Source organism: Streptomyces luteolus (assembly GCF_029968015.1).
In the GTDB taxonomy this organism is placed as follows: Bacteria; Actinomycetota; Actinomycetes; order Streptomycetales; family Streptomycetaceae; genus Streptomyces; species Streptomyces luteolus.
Genome location: NZ_JASCIS010000043.1, coordinates 20,164 through 34,283, shown reverse-complemented (window position 1 = coordinate 34,283; position 14,120 = coordinate 20,164). Strand labels below are relative to the sequence as shown.

Annotated in this window: 14 protein-coding genes; 4 read left to right on the top strand and 10 right to left on the bottom strand. The window is 70.2% G+C overall.

Annotated features, from left to right (window positions below; translation table 11 throughout):
* Nucleotides 1–15: 15 nt before the first annotated feature.
* Together QIT00_RS30555 and QIT00_RS30550 are read right to left on the bottom strand one after the other, a co-directional pair.
* Nucleotides 16–387 carry an MmcQ/YjbR family DNA-binding protein gene (locus QIT00_RS30555; protein WP_282538686.1) on the bottom strand — a complete coding sequence of 124 codons (372 nt, stop codon included), beginning with the start codon at nt 385–387 and terminating at the stop codon, nt 16–18.
* 128 nt (nt 388–515) lie between these two features.
* Nucleotides 516–1,445, bottom strand: coding sequence for an alpha/beta fold hydrolase (locus QIT00_RS30550; RefSeq protein WP_282538685.1), 930 nt, complete (start codon nt 1,443–1,445; stop codon nt 516–518).
* A 280-nt stretch (nt 1,446–1,725) separates the two neighbouring features.
* Between QIT00_RS30550 and QIT00_RS30545 the strand changes: the two genes are divergently transcribed.
* Together QIT00_RS30545 and QIT00_RS30540 are read left to right on the top strand one after the other, a co-directional pair.
* Complete coding sequence (locus tag QIT00_RS30545; RefSeq protein ID WP_282538684.1) at nt 1,726–5,190, top strand: ThuA domain-containing protein; 3,465 nt, start codon at nt 1,726–1,728, stop codon at nt 5,188–5,190.
* 43 nt (nt 5,191–5,233) lie between these two features.
* Entirely contained in the window at nt 5,234–6,100 is an 867-nt protein-coding gene (locus QIT00_RS30540; protein WP_282538683.1) for a sugar phosphate isomerase/epimerase family protein, read from the top strand.
* 68 nt (nt 6,101–6,168) lie between these two features.
* Here the strand turns inward: QIT00_RS30540 and QIT00_RS30535 are convergent, their stop codons facing one another.
* The gene (locus QIT00_RS30535) at nt 6,169–6,720 is read right to left on the bottom strand and encodes a GNAT family N-acetyltransferase (protein WP_282538682.1); all 552 of its coding nucleotides are present in this window, start codon (nt 6,718–6,720) and stop codon (nt 6,169–6,171) included.
* 122 nt (nt 6,721–6,842) lie between these two features.
* On the opposite strand from QIT00_RS30535, the gene QIT00_RS30530 reads away from it, so the two are divergent.
* Complete coding sequence (locus QIT00_RS30530) at nt 6,843–7,490, top strand: class I SAM-dependent DNA methyltransferase (protein ID WP_282538681.1); 648 nt, start codon at nt 6,843–6,845, stop codon at nt 7,488–7,490.
* 144 nt (nt 7,491–7,634) lie between these two features.
* Here the strand turns inward: QIT00_RS30530 and QIT00_RS30525 are convergent, their stop codons facing one another.
* From QIT00_RS30525 to QIT00_RS30515, 3 genes are all read right to left on the bottom strand, one after another.
* Complete coding sequence (locus QIT00_RS30525) at nt 7,635–8,468, bottom strand: ABC transporter ATP-binding protein (RefSeq protein ID WP_282538680.1); 834 nt, start codon at nt 8,466–8,468, stop codon at nt 7,635–7,637.
* A gap of 14 nt (nt 8,469–8,482) precedes the next feature.
* The gene (locus QIT00_RS30520) at nt 8,483–9,520 is read right to left on the bottom strand and encodes an ABC transporter substrate-binding protein (protein ID WP_282538679.1); all 1,038 of its coding nucleotides are present in this window, start codon (nt 9,518–9,520) and stop codon (nt 8,483–8,485) included.
* 114 nt (nt 9,521–9,634) lie between these two features.
* Nucleotides 9,635–10,498 carry an ABC transporter permease gene (locus QIT00_RS30515; protein ID WP_282538678.1) on the bottom strand — a complete coding sequence of 288 codons (864 nt, stop codon included), beginning with the start codon at nt 10,496–10,498 and terminating at the stop codon, nt 9,635–9,637.
* Nucleotides 10,499–10,849: 351 nt separating this feature from the next.
* Between QIT00_RS30515 and QIT00_RS30510 the strand changes: the two genes are divergently transcribed.
* Nucleotides 10,850–11,866, top strand: a complete 1,017-nt coding sequence (locus tag QIT00_RS30510; RefSeq protein WP_349017215.1) for a LacI family DNA-binding transcriptional regulator — start codon at nt 10,850–10,852, stop codon at nt 11,864–11,866.
* A 211-nt stretch (nt 11,867–12,077) separates the two neighbouring features.
* Here the strand turns inward: QIT00_RS30510 and QIT00_RS30505 are convergent, their stop codons facing one another.
* From QIT00_RS30505 to QIT00_RS30490, 4 genes are read right to left on the bottom strand one after another with little or no spacing between them, the layout of a single operon-like run.
* Entirely contained in the window at nt 12,078–12,635 is a 558-nt protein-coding gene (locus QIT00_RS30505) for a GAF domain-containing protein (protein WP_282538676.1), read from the bottom strand.
* Nucleotides 12,632–13,279: a GTP-binding protein gene (locus tag QIT00_RS30500; RefSeq protein WP_282538675.1), complete on the bottom strand. Its 648-nt coding sequence runs from the start codon at nt 13,277–13,279 to the stop codon at nt 12,632–12,634. The genes QIT00_RS30505 and QIT00_RS30500 overlap by 4 nt, the downstream gene beginning before the upstream one ends.
* Entirely contained in the window at nt 13,257–13,643 is a 387-nt protein-coding gene (locus QIT00_RS30495) for a DUF742 domain-containing protein (protein ID WP_282538717.1), read from the bottom strand. Before QIT00_RS30495 ends, QIT00_RS30500 begins: the two co-directional genes overlap by 23 nt.
* Before the next feature lie 2 nt (nt 13,644–13,645).
* A complete protein-coding gene (locus QIT00_RS30490; RefSeq protein WP_282538674.1) occupies nt 13,646–14,077 on the bottom strand; it encodes a roadblock/LC7 domain-containing protein in 432 nt (143 codons plus the stop codon).
* Nucleotides 14,078–14,120 lie beyond the last annotated feature (43 nt).

Genomic DNA, 14,120 nt, shown 5'->3' with positions numbered 1-14,120 from the left:
GCACGCCGCGCGGCCTCACTCCGGTCTCGGCACGCCCAACTCCGGGTACTGCTCCAGGAGTTTGGTGGGGGCCGCCTGGCGCCAGGAGTCCGCGAGGATGTCGCGGAGCTCGTCCACGTCCTCCAGGCGGGCGATGCGGGCGCGGACCCAGGCGAACTGGGCCTCGTGGGCGGCGATCCAGAACTTTCCGGGCTCCGCGAGGACCAGCTCGTCCCGCTCCTCCTTCGGGCAGCGGACGGCGATCGATGTCTCGTCCTCGGGGAGCGTCGCGAACATCTTGCCCGCCACCCGGAAGGTGGGCATGGACCAGGCGATCTTCTCGGTGGTCTGCGGCAGCGCGAGGGCTGCCGCACGCACGTCGTCGGAGGTCAGGGACTTTGCGGCCATGACACCGACACTAGGACACGCCACTGACAACGGCCGCCCGGCGAGGGCGGGTTACCCCTCGTGAGCCCCACTGCCCTACCGCCCCCACCGCCCAGGCGCCCCCGGCGCCCCGCCCCCCGGCGCCCGCCTCAGACGTGCTTGTCCAGCCACTCCACGAGATCCCGCTGGACCTCGTCCCGGTTGGTCTCGTTGAGGATCTCGTGGCGGGCGCCCTCGTACCCCTTCCAGGTGAGGTCGCTGACGCCCGCGTAGCGGAAGTCCTCCAGGAGTTCGTAGACCAGGGTCATGCGCTGGTTGCAGGGGTCCTGTGTGCCGACCGCGACATGGATCGGCAGGTCGGCGGGGACACGGGCGAGGTTGCGCGGGTCGTTGATCTTGCGGACGTTGCGGACCCAGTCGAGAGCGAGGCCCGATGAGAAGGGGAAGCCGCAGCGCTCGTCGGCGACGTACGTGTCCACCTCGGCCGCGTCGCGGGAGAGCCACTCGAAGCCGGTGCGGTGCTCGTACGGTTCGTTGAACGAGGCGAAGAGGTTCGGAATGAAGTCGGACAGGGTGGTGCGTCCGCGCTCGGCGATCTCGCGCTCCAGGTCGGCCACCGCCCGCTCGGTCTCGGCGCCGGGCAGCGAGCGGAACGTACCGGAGAGGATCAGCCCGGCCAGGTCGTCCGGGTACTCCTGGGCGTAGTCGCGGGCGAGGAGCGAGCCCATGCTGTGGCCGAGGAGCACCAGCGGGACGCCGGGCTGCAGGGCGCGTACGGGATCGCCGACGGCCTTCAGGTCGTCGACCATCGCGCGCCAGGAGTCCTCGATGTCCTCGCCGGTCACGCCGTGGCCGCCGGTGCCCGCCGCGGTGGCGCCGTGCCCGCGGTGGTCGGAGGCGATGACGCCGAAGCCTTGGGCGGCGAGGTGGCGGGCGAACCGGTCGTAGCGCAGGCCGTGTTCGGCGGCGCCGTGGGCGATCTGCACCCACGCGCGCGGGCGTCCGTTGTCGGGCTGCCAGGTGTAGGTGGCGATCTGCACGCCGTCGCGGGCGGTGGCCATTCCCACGGAGTACGTCATCGAGTACGGCTCCTTCTGTGCGGGTCGTTCCGGTTCTGTACGGGTCGGTCCGGTTCTGCACGGGTCGTTCCGGTGCTGGGCACGACCCTCCCCCGTACGGGGCGGTGCACACCAGACCTACGCGGTGGCCGACGCACCATTGACCCCTCGGAACCCCGGAACCTACGCTGAACGACGCACTCCAGAAAGCGCTTTCTACGCTTTCTCGGCACCCCTCCGGCACCTCCGGCACCTCTCCGGCACCCGTAGCTGTTCCGTCCCCCGAGCACTGGGAGCGCCCATGAGCCATCCGACACGTACCGCCCGAAGACCACTCGTCACCCTGCTCGCGTTACTGGCGCTGATCCTCGCTCTGGGAGTCACCTCGGTCCCGACTCCCGCGCAGGCGGCACCTTTTCGCGTGCTCGTCTTCTCGAAAGTGACGAACTTCTACCACGACTCCATCCCCGCCGGGATCGACGCGATCAAGAAGCTGGGCAGCGAGCACGGCTTCGAGGTGGAGGCGACCGACGACGCGGACGCGTTCACCGACAGCAACCTCGCCCGCTTCCAGGCCGTGGTGTTCAACAACACCAACTCCACGCCGGAGAAGGGCGATCTGCTGGACGCCGGGCAGCGCGCCGCCCTGCAGAAGTACATCCGCGGCGGTGGCGGCTGGGTCGGCCTGCACGCCGCGTCGGCGAGCGAGCGCGACTGGGAGTGGTACGAGGGTCTGGTCGGCGCGATCTTCGACAAGCACCCGGCCGTGCAGACGGGCCGGATCAAGGTCCTCGACCAGGCGCACCCGTCCACGAAGGGCCTGCCCGAGCTGTGGGAGCGCAGCGAGGAGTGGTACAACTGGCGCGCCAATCCGACCGGCAAGGTGCACACGCTCGCGCAGATCAAGGTGCGCGACGGCATCGACGGCCTGGACGAGGGCGTCGACCACCCGTGGTCGTGGTGCCAGAACTACGACGGCGGCCGGTCCTGGTTCACGGCCGGCGGGCACGACAAGTCGGCGTTCTCCGAGGAGGGCTTCCTCAAGCATCTGCTCGGCGGCATCGAGTGGGCGGCGGGCGCGAAGCCCGGTGACTGCACGGCCACCAAGACCGGCGCGTTCCAGCGCACGCCGCTCGCCACCGAGGATCTCGCCGACCCCTTCGAGCTGGCGGTGGCGCCGGACCGGCGGGTGTTCTTCATCCAGCGGACCGGCAAGCTCAAGGTCATCGACCAGGAGACGCTGCGGGTCAGCACGGCCCTGGACTTCGACTACACGCCGGAGATGACGAGCCAGTCCGACGGCCTGCTCGGTCTCGCACTCGACCCGGATTTCCAGGACAACCACTGGCTGTATCTGCTGCATTCGGACAAGACCGAGAAGCGGCTGAATCTCTCGCGGTTCACGGAGAGCGGCGGCAAGGTCGGCATGGCCTCCGAGAAGCGCCTCCTCACCATTCCGACGTTCCGGAACGAGGGCCGCGCCAATTCGCACATGGCCGGGTCGATCGCCTTCGACAAGAAGGGCGTTCTGTACGTGGCGACGGGTGACAACACCGACCCGTTCGCCTCGGACGGATTCGCACCGATCGACGAGCGCGAGGGCCGCCGGGCCTGGGACGCACAGGCTACCGCGGGCAACACCAACGATCTGCGCGGCAAGGTACTGCGCATCACGCCCGAGGACGACGGGAGTTACTCGGTCCCCGAGGGCAATCTGTTCGCGCCCGGCACCGAGAAGACCCGCGCCGAGATCTACGCGATGGGCCTGCGCAATCCGTTCCGCATCACCACGGACCCGCTGAGCGGCGCCCTGCTCGTGGCGGACTACGGGCCCGACGCCCGCAACGCCGAGCCGGACCGGGGCCCCGAGGGCACGGTCGAGTACAACCGCATCACGAAGGCGGGCAACTTCGGCTGGCCGTACTGCATCGGCAACAACACCCCGTTCAACGACTACGACTTCGCGACGAAGACGTCCGGGGAGAAATTCGACTGCGCCAAGCCGGTCAACGACTCCCCCAACAACACCGGCCTGCGCGAACTCCCGCCCACACAGCCCGCGTTGGTCTGGTACGCCTATTCCGAGTCGAAGGAGTTCCCCGAGCTGGGCACCGGGGGCGGCGGCCCGATGAGCGGTCCCGTGTACGACTACGACGCGGACAACTCGTACCGCACGAAGTTCCCCGAGGCGTTCGAGGGGAAGTGGCTGAACTACGAGCTGACCCGGAGGTATTTCAAGTCCTTCTCGATCCAGCAGAAGGACCAGACATTCCAGGACCCGCGCTTCGAGCCCGCCAAGGCAGGGGATCTGCATTCCATCAACTCGGTCTTCGATGACATGAAGTGGAATCAGCCTTTCGACGCGGATTTCGGTCCTGACGGCGCCCTTTACGTGATCGACTTCGGGGTCGGCAGCGGCACCGGACGCGGCGGCTCCAACGAGGGTGCGGGTATCTACCGCATCGACTACGTCGGCGACGACCGGCTGCCGGACGCACGGATCTCCGCCACCCCGGACAACGGCCCGGGCCCGCTCACCGTGAAGTTCTCCAGCAAGGGATCAGGTCTGCCGGACGGCACTCCGGTGACGTACGCCTGGGACTTCGACGGGGACGGCACGACCGACTCGACCGAGGCCGAGCCCACCCACACGTACGAGGAGAAGGGCCGCTTCAACGCGCTGTTGAAGGTGACGGGACCGAAGGAGCTGACGGCACTCGCCGTGCAGGAGGTGACCGTCGGCAACACCCGGCCCGAGGTGACGGTGCAGACACCGGACGACGGCGGGATGTTCTCGTTCGGCGACACCATTCCGTTCAAGGTCAAGGTCACGGATCCGGAGGACGGGAAGATCGACTGCTCGCGGGTCGTGGTGCAGTCGCAGCTCGGCCATGACTCCCATCTGCATCCGCTGGACAACTACACCGGCTGCGAGGGGAAGATCGTCACGGACGCCGGTGACAGCCACGGCCCGGGCCAGAACCTGTACTACGGCATCACCGCCCAGTACGAGGACAAGGGCGGCCCCGGCGGAGTGCCCGCGCTCACCGGGTCCGACGCGCTCACGCTGCGCACCTCGTTCCGGGAGGCCGAGCACTTCACGAAGACCGGCGGGGCGCACGGCGGTGCCGAGGCGGCCGCACGCGAGGACGCCTCGGGGGGCAAACGCCTGGCCGAGATCGAGCACGGCGACTGGGTCAGCTTCGCGCCCACGCACCTCAAGGGCGTCGAGTCCGTGACGGTCGGCGCCGCGTCGGCCGGGCTCGGCGGCGACATCGAGTTCCGCGCCGACTCCCCCACGGGCGAGCTGCTCGGCAAGGTCTCGGTGCCGGACACGGGCGGCTGGGGCAATGTCGTCTCCCCGACGGTCGAGCTGAAGGACCCGGGCAAGAGCGTCACGTTGTACGCGGTGGTCACCAACCCCGAATGGGCCGACGGCAAGCCCGATCTGCTCGCCCTGGACTGGCTGCACTTCAACGGGCACGGCGTGGAGCAGCAGCCCGCGTCCCAGGTCGGCGTCGAGGCCGCGCCCGCGGAGGGTGGTGCGCCGCTCGCCGTGCAGCTGTCCGGCTCGGTGAAGCTGCTTCCCGGCCGCCAAGTCGCCTCGTACCACTGGGACTTCGGCGACAACGCCGAGCCCGCGGGCGAGGAGGGCGCCACCGCCGAGCACACCTACGCCCGCAAGGGCAGCTACACCGCACGTCTGACGGTCACGGACGACAAGGGCGACACCACGGCCGGCTCGGTCCGGGTCACGGTCAAGTGAGGGAGATTTCCGGATATCCGTGGATCAAGTGAGGGAGGTTTTCATGGAGTTGAGATCCCGTACGACCACACGGCGAGCGTTTCTCGGTACGTCGCTCGGCCTCGCGGCGGCCGCGGTCGCGGTGTCCCCCGCGCCCGCGGTCGCCGAGGGGCGGCGGCGCATTCCGCGCGGCGGCATCGGCATGCATCTGTACACGATGCGCGGCCCGCTGGCCGTGGACTTCCACGGCACCCTGGAGCGGCTCGCCGAGATCGGGTACGCGACGGTCGGCGTGAGCGGACGGCACGGGAACGGCGCGGCCGACATCCGGCGCATCCTTGACGCCACCGGCCTGCGGGCGGTCCTGGAGCACGTCTCGTACGACATCCTGCGCGGCCCCGGTCTCGCGCAGGCGCTCGCGGATCTGCACACGCTCGGCGCGAAGTGGCCGGTGGTGCCGAGCCTGCCGGGGTCGCTGCACACACCGGCCGGATTCCGGGAGGTGGCGCGGGAGTTCAACCGGATCGGCCAGGCCTCCCGCGAGGCCGGTCTCGGGCGGCTCCTCTTCCACAATCACGGCGCGGACCACGCCACGGTGGACGGCGAGGTGCTCTACGACATCCTCGTACGGGAGACCGATCCGGAGCTGGTCGGCTTCGAGCTGGACGTGTACTGGGCGGCGAAGGGGGACGCGGACCCGGCCCGGTACTTCGTGCGGCATCCGCGGCGGTTCCCGGCGCTGCACGTGAAGGACATGGCACCGGACGGCTCGATCGCCGACGTCGGCTCCGGGGTCCTGGACTTCGCCGCGATGTTCCGGCACGCGCATGTCGGCGGGGTCAGGCAGTGGCTGGTGGAGCATGACTCGCCGGCCGACCCGTTCGCCACGGCCCGCAACAGTTACGGGTACTTGGCGGCGCTGCGGTACTGAGGAAGGGGAACGGTGACGGTGGACGGGGGCGTCGCTCGCCGCGGCGCCCCTTCCCCGGTCCCGGGCGGCTACAGCTGCTTGTAGAACAGCGTCGTCGGACGCAGCGTGCCCTGCGGGTCGGCCGCGAAGTCGGGGATGGTGCCGACCCGGGTCCAACCGGAGGCGGCGTAGAAACCCTCGGCGGTGCTGCCGGTCTCGGTGTCGAGCACGAGCAGGGTCACGCCCCGCTCGGCCGCGACCCGCTCGGCGGCGGTCAGGAGCGTACGACCGAGCCCGAGGCCGCGCGCCGAGCTGTGCACCATCAGCTTGACGATCTCCGCGCGGTGCCGCCCGTTGGCCTTGTCGACCAGATCGACGCCCACGGTGCCGACGACCCGCCCCTCCTGCCGTACGGCGATCAGCAGCAGCCCGCCCCCGTCCACCTCGGCGGCCCGCCCACGCCACCAGGTCTCGGCCTCGGCTCGGTCCAGGGGCGCGAGAAAGCCGAGGGAGTTGCCGCCGTGCACGATGTCGAGGAGCAGGTCGGTGAACTCGCCGTTCAGATCGCGGAGTTGGGCGCCGCTGAGCAGTTCCGCGGCTGCCGTCGTCGGTGCCGTCCGCTCACTCGTGCGCGCGCTCATCGTCTCGTACCGCCTTCGTCGTGTCGTCCGCTGTGGACAGGGGGGATCGTAGACGGGGGGCGTTACGCGGAGGTTTCGGAGGTCCCGTTCGTGTGGGGGGCCTCGGGTTGTAGGGTCCACGGGTGACTGAGCTCCCCTCCCTGCACGCCACCCGTGACGCCTACGACGCCATCGCCCCCACGTACGCGGAGATGTTCCAGGACCCGTTGCGCGAGCGGGCGTTGGAGCGGGGGCTCCTGAGTGCGTTCGCGGAGATGGTCCGGGCGCAGGGCGACGGGACGGTCGCGGACCTGGGTTGCGGCCCCGGCGACCTCACCGCGCACCTCGACGGGCTCGGCCTGACCGCCTTCGGCGTGGACGCCTCCCCCGTGATGGTCGAGCTGGCCCGCGAGGCGCACCCCGGACTGCGGTTCGAGGTCGGCTCGATGGCCGCCCTGGACATCGCGGACGGCGCGCTCGGCGGGGTGCTCTCGCGGTGGTCCGTGATCCACACCCCGCCGGTGGAACTGCCCGCCGTGTTGGCCGAGTTCGCCCGGGTGCTGGCTCCCGGCGGACACCTGCTGATCGACTTCCCCGCCACGGACGGCGCCCACATCGAGAACCAGTCCTACGACCATGTGGTGGCGACGGCTTACCGGTGGTGTCCTGATCACTTCGCGGGGCTGCTGCGGGGGCTGGGTGTCGAAGAGGTGGCTCGCCTCGTGATGCAGCCGAAGCCGAGCGACAGGCGGCAGTTCCGGGAGGTTCAACTGCTGGTGCGCAAGGGGTAGTCGGGGGGTTTCTCTATCCCCTCCCCGCCCCTTCCCGACATCCTGCGGAGCTTCGGGGGCCAGCCCTCGGACCCCCGCTCCTCAATCGCCGGAGGGGCTCAATTTTGGGCGGGGAGGGGAAAAGTCCTCACGGGCCCCAGCCCGTCAGCCCCCCACCCCCACACTCCCCAGCAACCCCCGGATATGCCCCGTGGCCGAAGCGAACTCAGGGCGGGTCATCGTCTCCGCGTACTCCCGCTCCGCGGGCAGCCCGACGTCGATGATCTCCCTGATCGTGCCGGGGCGGGGGCTCATGACGACCACGCGGTCCGCGAGGTACACCGCCTCCGCGATGGAGTGCGTGACGAGCAGCACCGTCGTGCCCGTCTCGCGCCAGATGCGGCGCAGCTCGATGTTCATCTGCTCGCGGGTCAGCGCGTCGAGGGCGCCGAACGGCTCGTCCATGAGCAGCACCGGCGGCTCGTGAAGGAGGGCCCGGCACAGGGCCACGCGCTGCTGCATGCCGCCGGACAGCTCGTGCGGGTAGGCGTCCTCGAAGCCCTCCAGGCCGGTCATGGCGATGAGTTCGTCGGCCCGGGCGGCGGCCTGCGCGGACGGCATCCTGCGCATCTCGGCCTGGAGCAGGATGTTGCGGCGGGCCGAGCGCCACTCCAGGAGGGCGGCGCGCTGGAACACGTACCCGATGTCGTGGCGCGGCCCGCTCACCCGCTCCCCCTGCAGCCGCACCTCGCCCGTGGACGGGGTGAGCAGGCCGGCGACCAGCTTGAGCAGTGTGGACTTGCCGCAGCCCGAGGGGCCGACGAGGGCCACGAACTCGCCCATCCGCACGTCGAGCGAGACCTCGGCCAAGGCCGTGACGTCGCGTTTCTTCGTACGGAAGCGGACGTCGACGGCGTCGATCCCGACAGCGGGAACTGCCCCGCCCCTCACGGGAGTTGATGGTTTGCGCAGGCTCATGTCGTTCGGCAAGGTCGGCATGTCGATTCAGTCCCTCAGCCCTTCACGGCCGCGTCCGAGGCCCAGTAGTCGGTGACCGGCTTGGCGTTCTTCACCATGCCCGCCTCCTTGAACACGTCGATGGTCTGCTGCCAGTCCGCCTCGTCGTTCACCCCGGGCGCCTTGCCCTCGGTGGCCTTGGTGTGCAGCAGGGTCAGGGTGGTCTCGAACTGCTCCGACAGGACCTTCTCGGGCGGGAGTTGGCCGGAAGCACCGTCCATCGCGGCGACCGCGGGTCCCGGCGACTTCTCTGCGGCGCTCCACGACTCGCTGACGGCCTTGGCCATCCGGGTGGCCAGGTCCTTGTCGGACTTCAGGGTGCGCTCGCCGATGATCAGGCCGTTGGAGAAGAAGTTGAGCCCGTGCTCGGAGAAGCGCAGATACGAGACGTCCTTCTTGGCCTTGTCCTGCATGATCGGGCCCTGGTCGCTCGCGTACCCGAGGAGTGCGTCCGTCTTGCCGGAGATCACCGCGGCGATCTTGCCCGCGGGGTCGGTGTTCTGGACCTTGACGTCGCCCTCGGAGAGCCCGTTGGCCTTGAGGAACGCCGGGAACGTACGGGACAGCGCGTCGCCCGTGGTGCCCGCGACCGTCTTGCCCTTGAGGTCGGCCGGGGCCTTGATGCCCTGGGTGTCGAAGAACTGCACGGACGCGGGCGTGGTCTGCAGGAACACCCCGAGGCTTTTGACCGGCACACCGGACTCGACGGCCGCGAGCACGGCCGGGGTGTCGGCCCAGCCGAAGTCGGTCTGTCCGGCGCCGGTGGCCTGCACCGTCTTCTGCGAGCCCTGGCCGGCCTGGATCTGCAGGTCGATGCCGTGCTTCTCGAAGATCTTCTGCTTCTTCCCGTAGTAGAACGGCGCGTGTTCGCCGTACGGGTACCAGTTGAGCGTCAGCGTCACCTTGTCCAGGGTCTTGCCGTCGGCGCTCGTGGTGGTCGCCGAGTCGTCCCCGCCGCACGCGGTGGCGGCGACGAGCAGCAGCGGGACGAGTCCGGCCAGGGTGCGGCCGGTCTGGGTTCTGCGCGGGGTCATCGGGGCGGCCCTTTCGCGAGGGGACGGGCTGTGGGGACGGGCTGTGGGGACGGGCTGTGGGGACGGGTTCGGGAGGCTCAACAGGCCCGTAGAGAACGGCAGTTGGAGGGTGGTTCAGTACGAGGTCGTCATCGAGGCGTCGCGGCGGCTCGCGTGCCAGGGCAGCAGCAGCTTCTCGGCGATCTCCACGAGCACGAACAGGACGACGCCGATCAGCGACATCACGAGCAGCCCGGCGAACAGCATCGGGGTGTCGAGGTTGCCGTTGGCCTGCAGAATCACATAGCCGAGGCCCTCGTTGGCGCCGACGAACTCGCCGACCACGGCACCGGTCACGGCGAGCGTGACGGCGACCTTCAGACCGGAGAACAGATGCGGGAGCGAGGCGGGCAGCCGGATCTTCACGAACGTCTGCCAGGGGCGCGCGCCCATGGTCGAGGAGAGCTGCAGCATCTCCGGGTCCACCGCCTTCAGGCCCGTGACCATGGAGATGACGACCGGGAAGAACGCGATCAGGACGGCGATCAGGATCTTCGGCGCGATCCCGAAGCCGAGCCAGACGACGAACAGCGGCGCGATCGCGATCTTCGGCACGACCTGCGCGAACAGCAGGATCGGATAGAGCGTCTTCTCGACGGTGGTCGAGTACACCATCACGACGGCCGCGAGCACACCGACGACCACGGCGATGACGAAGCCGAGCAGTGTCTCGTACGTGGTGATCCAGCTGTGCTGCCACAAGTAGTCGGACTTGTCGACGAGTACGTCGAGGGTGGCACCCGGCGACGGGACGAGATACGGCTCCACCAGCTCGGCGGCGGCGATCGCCCACCAGACGGCGAAGCAGGCGAGCAACAGGGCCACCGGTCGCCAACTGTGCTCGGCGGCCTCGGCGACCCGACGGCCCGGACTGGGCCGCTCTCGCACGGCGACGCCCGCGGTCTTCGCGGGCGGTGCGGACAGTGCGCTCTGGCTCACGGGTAACTCCCCGGTGTAGGGCGGTGGTTGGCGAGTCTGCGGGCGCTGGTGCGAACGCTGGTGCGGTGGCGCTGGTGCGGTGGCGCCGGTGTGGGCGCTGGTGTGGGCGCTGGTGCGGGTGGATCCTGGTTCCCGAAAACGCTTTCAGAAAGCGCTTTCTGCTAGCATGTCGGCCACGCTAATGACCCCTCGACAGCACGGTCAATAGGTCGTCCCGAAGTTTCCTACGGGCCCCGCACCGTCGGCGCCCGGAGGCCGGCCACGACGCCCGAAGGGGGCGCAGTGAGTGAACGGGAACGCACACGCCAGGATCGCCTCCACCCCCGCGGCAGCGCACCACCCCCCGTCACGCTGCACACCGTGGCGCACGCGGCGGGCGTCTCCCCCGCCACCGCGTCCCGCGCCCTGAACGGCACGACGCGGGTCCGTGAGGAGCTGCGCGGCCGGGTGCTCGCGGCGGCCGCCGAGCTCGGGTACATCCCCAACGCCCATGCGCAGGCGCTCGCCTCCGCCTCCAACAACACCGTCGGCGTGATCTGCCATGACGTCAGCGACCCGTACTTCGCGGCGATCGCGAGCGGCGTGATGCGGGCGGCCGCCGAGCGCGACCTGCTCGTCATGCTGGCCTCGACCTTCCGCGACCAGGCCCGGGAGATCGCGTACGTGTCGATGCTGCGGGCCCAGCGCGCACGGGCCATCCTGCTGATCGGCTCGGGGATAGAGGACCGCGCCTGGGAACGCGCCCTGGAAGCCGAACTCGCCCCCTACACCAGGGCGGGCGGCCGGGTAGCGGTGGTCAGCCGGCACCGCAGCCTGCGCGTCGACACCGTACTGCCGGAGAACCGCGAGGGCGCCGCGGCCCTGGCTCGCGCCCTACTCGCCCTGGGCCACCGGGAGTTCGGGGTCCTGACGGGACCGCCGGAACTGACCACCGTCGCCGACCGGCTCACCGGCTTCCGCGAGGCGCTCGCCGCGGCCGGGGTGGCGCTGCCCGAAGAGCGGGTGGTGCGGGGCGCGTTCACCCGCGACGGCGGCCACGCGGCGGCGCTCGAACTCCTCGCCCGCGGCGCCCGCCCGACCTGCGTGTTCGCGGTGACGGACGTGATGGCCGTGGGCGCGCTCGCGGCTCTGCGCGAACGCGGCCTGCGGGTCCCGGACGACGTGTCGCTCGCGGGCTTCGACGACATCCCTCTCGTACGCGAACTCACCCCGGCGCTGACGACGGTGGGGTTGCCGCTGCGGCGCATGGGCGAGCTGGCGATAGCCCTGGCGTTGCGTGAGCGGAGCGCGCGCTCGCGGGTGGAGCGGGTACCGGGCGAGGTGGTGCTGCGGGCCAGCACGGGTCGGGCGAACTCCGGTTGCGGCTGAGCGATTTCTTCCCTCTCCACCCCTTATCGAACTGGGGCTCTGCCCCAGCCCCCGCTCCTCAAACGCCGGAGGGGCTGAATGCACGTGCCCCGACAGGGGCGCGGGGAACTGCGCGAGCAACCACGACGGCGGGAAAGCCGAACGAAGCAGCCGACGGCGGTCTTTCGGGAAGGGGCGGGGTGGGGAGAATCCAGCGGGCCCGGGCCGACCCTCAAGCCCCAGCCTCGATCTGCTCGATCAGCTCCCTTGCCAACCCCTTGATCGCCCCCAACCCCGCCCTCCCCCACGGGTGCGGCTCGGTGTCCACGACGCAGATCGTGCCGAGCGCCATCCCCGTACCGTCGATGAGCGGAGCGCCCAGGTACGAGCGGATGCCGATCTCGTCCACCACCGGATTGCCCGCGAAGCGGGGGTAGTCGCGGACGTCCTCCAGGACCAGGGCCCTGCGGCGCACCACCACGTGCGGGCAGTAGCCGTGGTCGCGGTCGAGGTAGCGGCCGACGCGGCCCTCCTTGGTGTCGATGCCGCGTTCCGGGCCCGCGATGTTCCCCTCGGGCGTGTGCAGGCCGGCGAAGAACTGCCGGTTCTCGTCGATGAAGTTGACCATCGAGTAGGCCGCCCCGATCGTCTCGGCGAGCCGGTCCGCGAACGCGTCGAACGCCGGGTCCGGCGCGTCACCGAGACCCAGCTCCCGCAGTCGCAGCACCCTGCTCGACGCCTCCTTGTCGACGGGGGTCAGCAGCAGGTGCCCGGTCGGGTCGTACGTCATGAGTGTGCTCCGTGGCTGGGGGCGGGGGCGGGGGCCGGGGTCTGGGTCAGCAGGTACTGGACGAGGGTCACCAGGGTCTGGATGCCGGAGCCCGGGACGCGCGCGTCGCACAGCACCACCGGCACCTCGGGCTTGAGGTCGACGGCCGCGCGCACCTCCTCCGGCTCGTAGCGGTACGAACCGTCGAACTCGTTGACGGCGACGACGAAGGCGATTCCGCGCCGCTCGAAGAAGTCGACGGCGGAGAAGCAGTCCTCCAGGCGTCTGGTGTCGGCGAGCACGACGGCACCCAGCGCACCGTCGGACAACTCGTCCCACATAAACCAGAACCGCTCCTGGCCCGGGGTGCCGAAGAGGTACAGGACGTGGCGCTCGTCGAGGGTGAGGCGCCCGAAGTCCATCGCCACGGTCGTGGTGGACTTGCCCTCGATGCCCTCCAGGCTGTCGGTCGCCTCGCTGACGGTGGTGAGCAACTCCTCGGTGCTGAGCGGTTCGATCTCGCTGACCGTACTCACGAAGGTCGTCTTGCCCACGCCGAACCCGCCCGCGACCAGGACCTTCAGCGCGTCCGGGAAGCCGTCCCGCCCCTCCGTACCAGAGGTGCGGGGGGCCGTCAGCGGGTCAGAGCCGTCGTCGTAGACCATCGAGCACTGCCTCCAGCAGGGACTGGTCGTCGGTGGGGTGGTGGCGGAAGGTGGGGGCCTTGGCGGTGAGGGCGCCGCAGTCGACGAGGTCGGAGAGCAGCACCTTCGTCACCACGGCGGGCAGCCTCAGCTGCGCCGCGATCTCGGCCACGGAGGTGGGCCCGGCACCGCACAGGCCGAGTGCCTGCGTGTGCTCGGGCCCCATGTGGGCGACCGACACCGCACCCGTCGGCACGACCATGGAGAGCAGGTCGAGCGGGGCGCTGGGCCGGGTTCTGCCGTTGATCACGGTGTACGGACGGACGAGCCGCCCGGCCGCGTCGTCCAGCCACGGCCCGTCCTGCGGAAGTGCCGGAGGTGCCACGGTCACGGCCTCATCACCGAAGGCTCTACGGGCTGCCGCGCGGGCGTGACGAGATACGGCCGCACGCTCTTCACCAGCATCGCCATCTCGTACCCGAGGACCGCCGCGTCCGCCTCGCGGCCGGCCAGGACCGCGAGGCACGTGCCGGACCCGGCGGTGGAGACGAAGAGCAGCGTCTGCGCCAACTCCACGACAACTTGCCGGACTTCGCCCCCGTCACCGAAGCGGATACCGGCGCTGCGGCCGAGCGAGTACAGGCCGGAGGCGAGCGCGGCCATGTGGTCGGCGCTGTCCGGGTCGAGTCCGTGGACCGATTTGACCAGTCCGTCGGAGGAGAGCAGGACCGCGCTGCGGGTGTGCGGCACCCGCTGCACCAGACCGCTCAACAACCAGTCGAGGTCGGAAACCTGGCCGGTCGGTACATCGCTCGCCATGGGGGATCGACTCCTTGAGATACGGCGTCAACTTGCCGGTCGG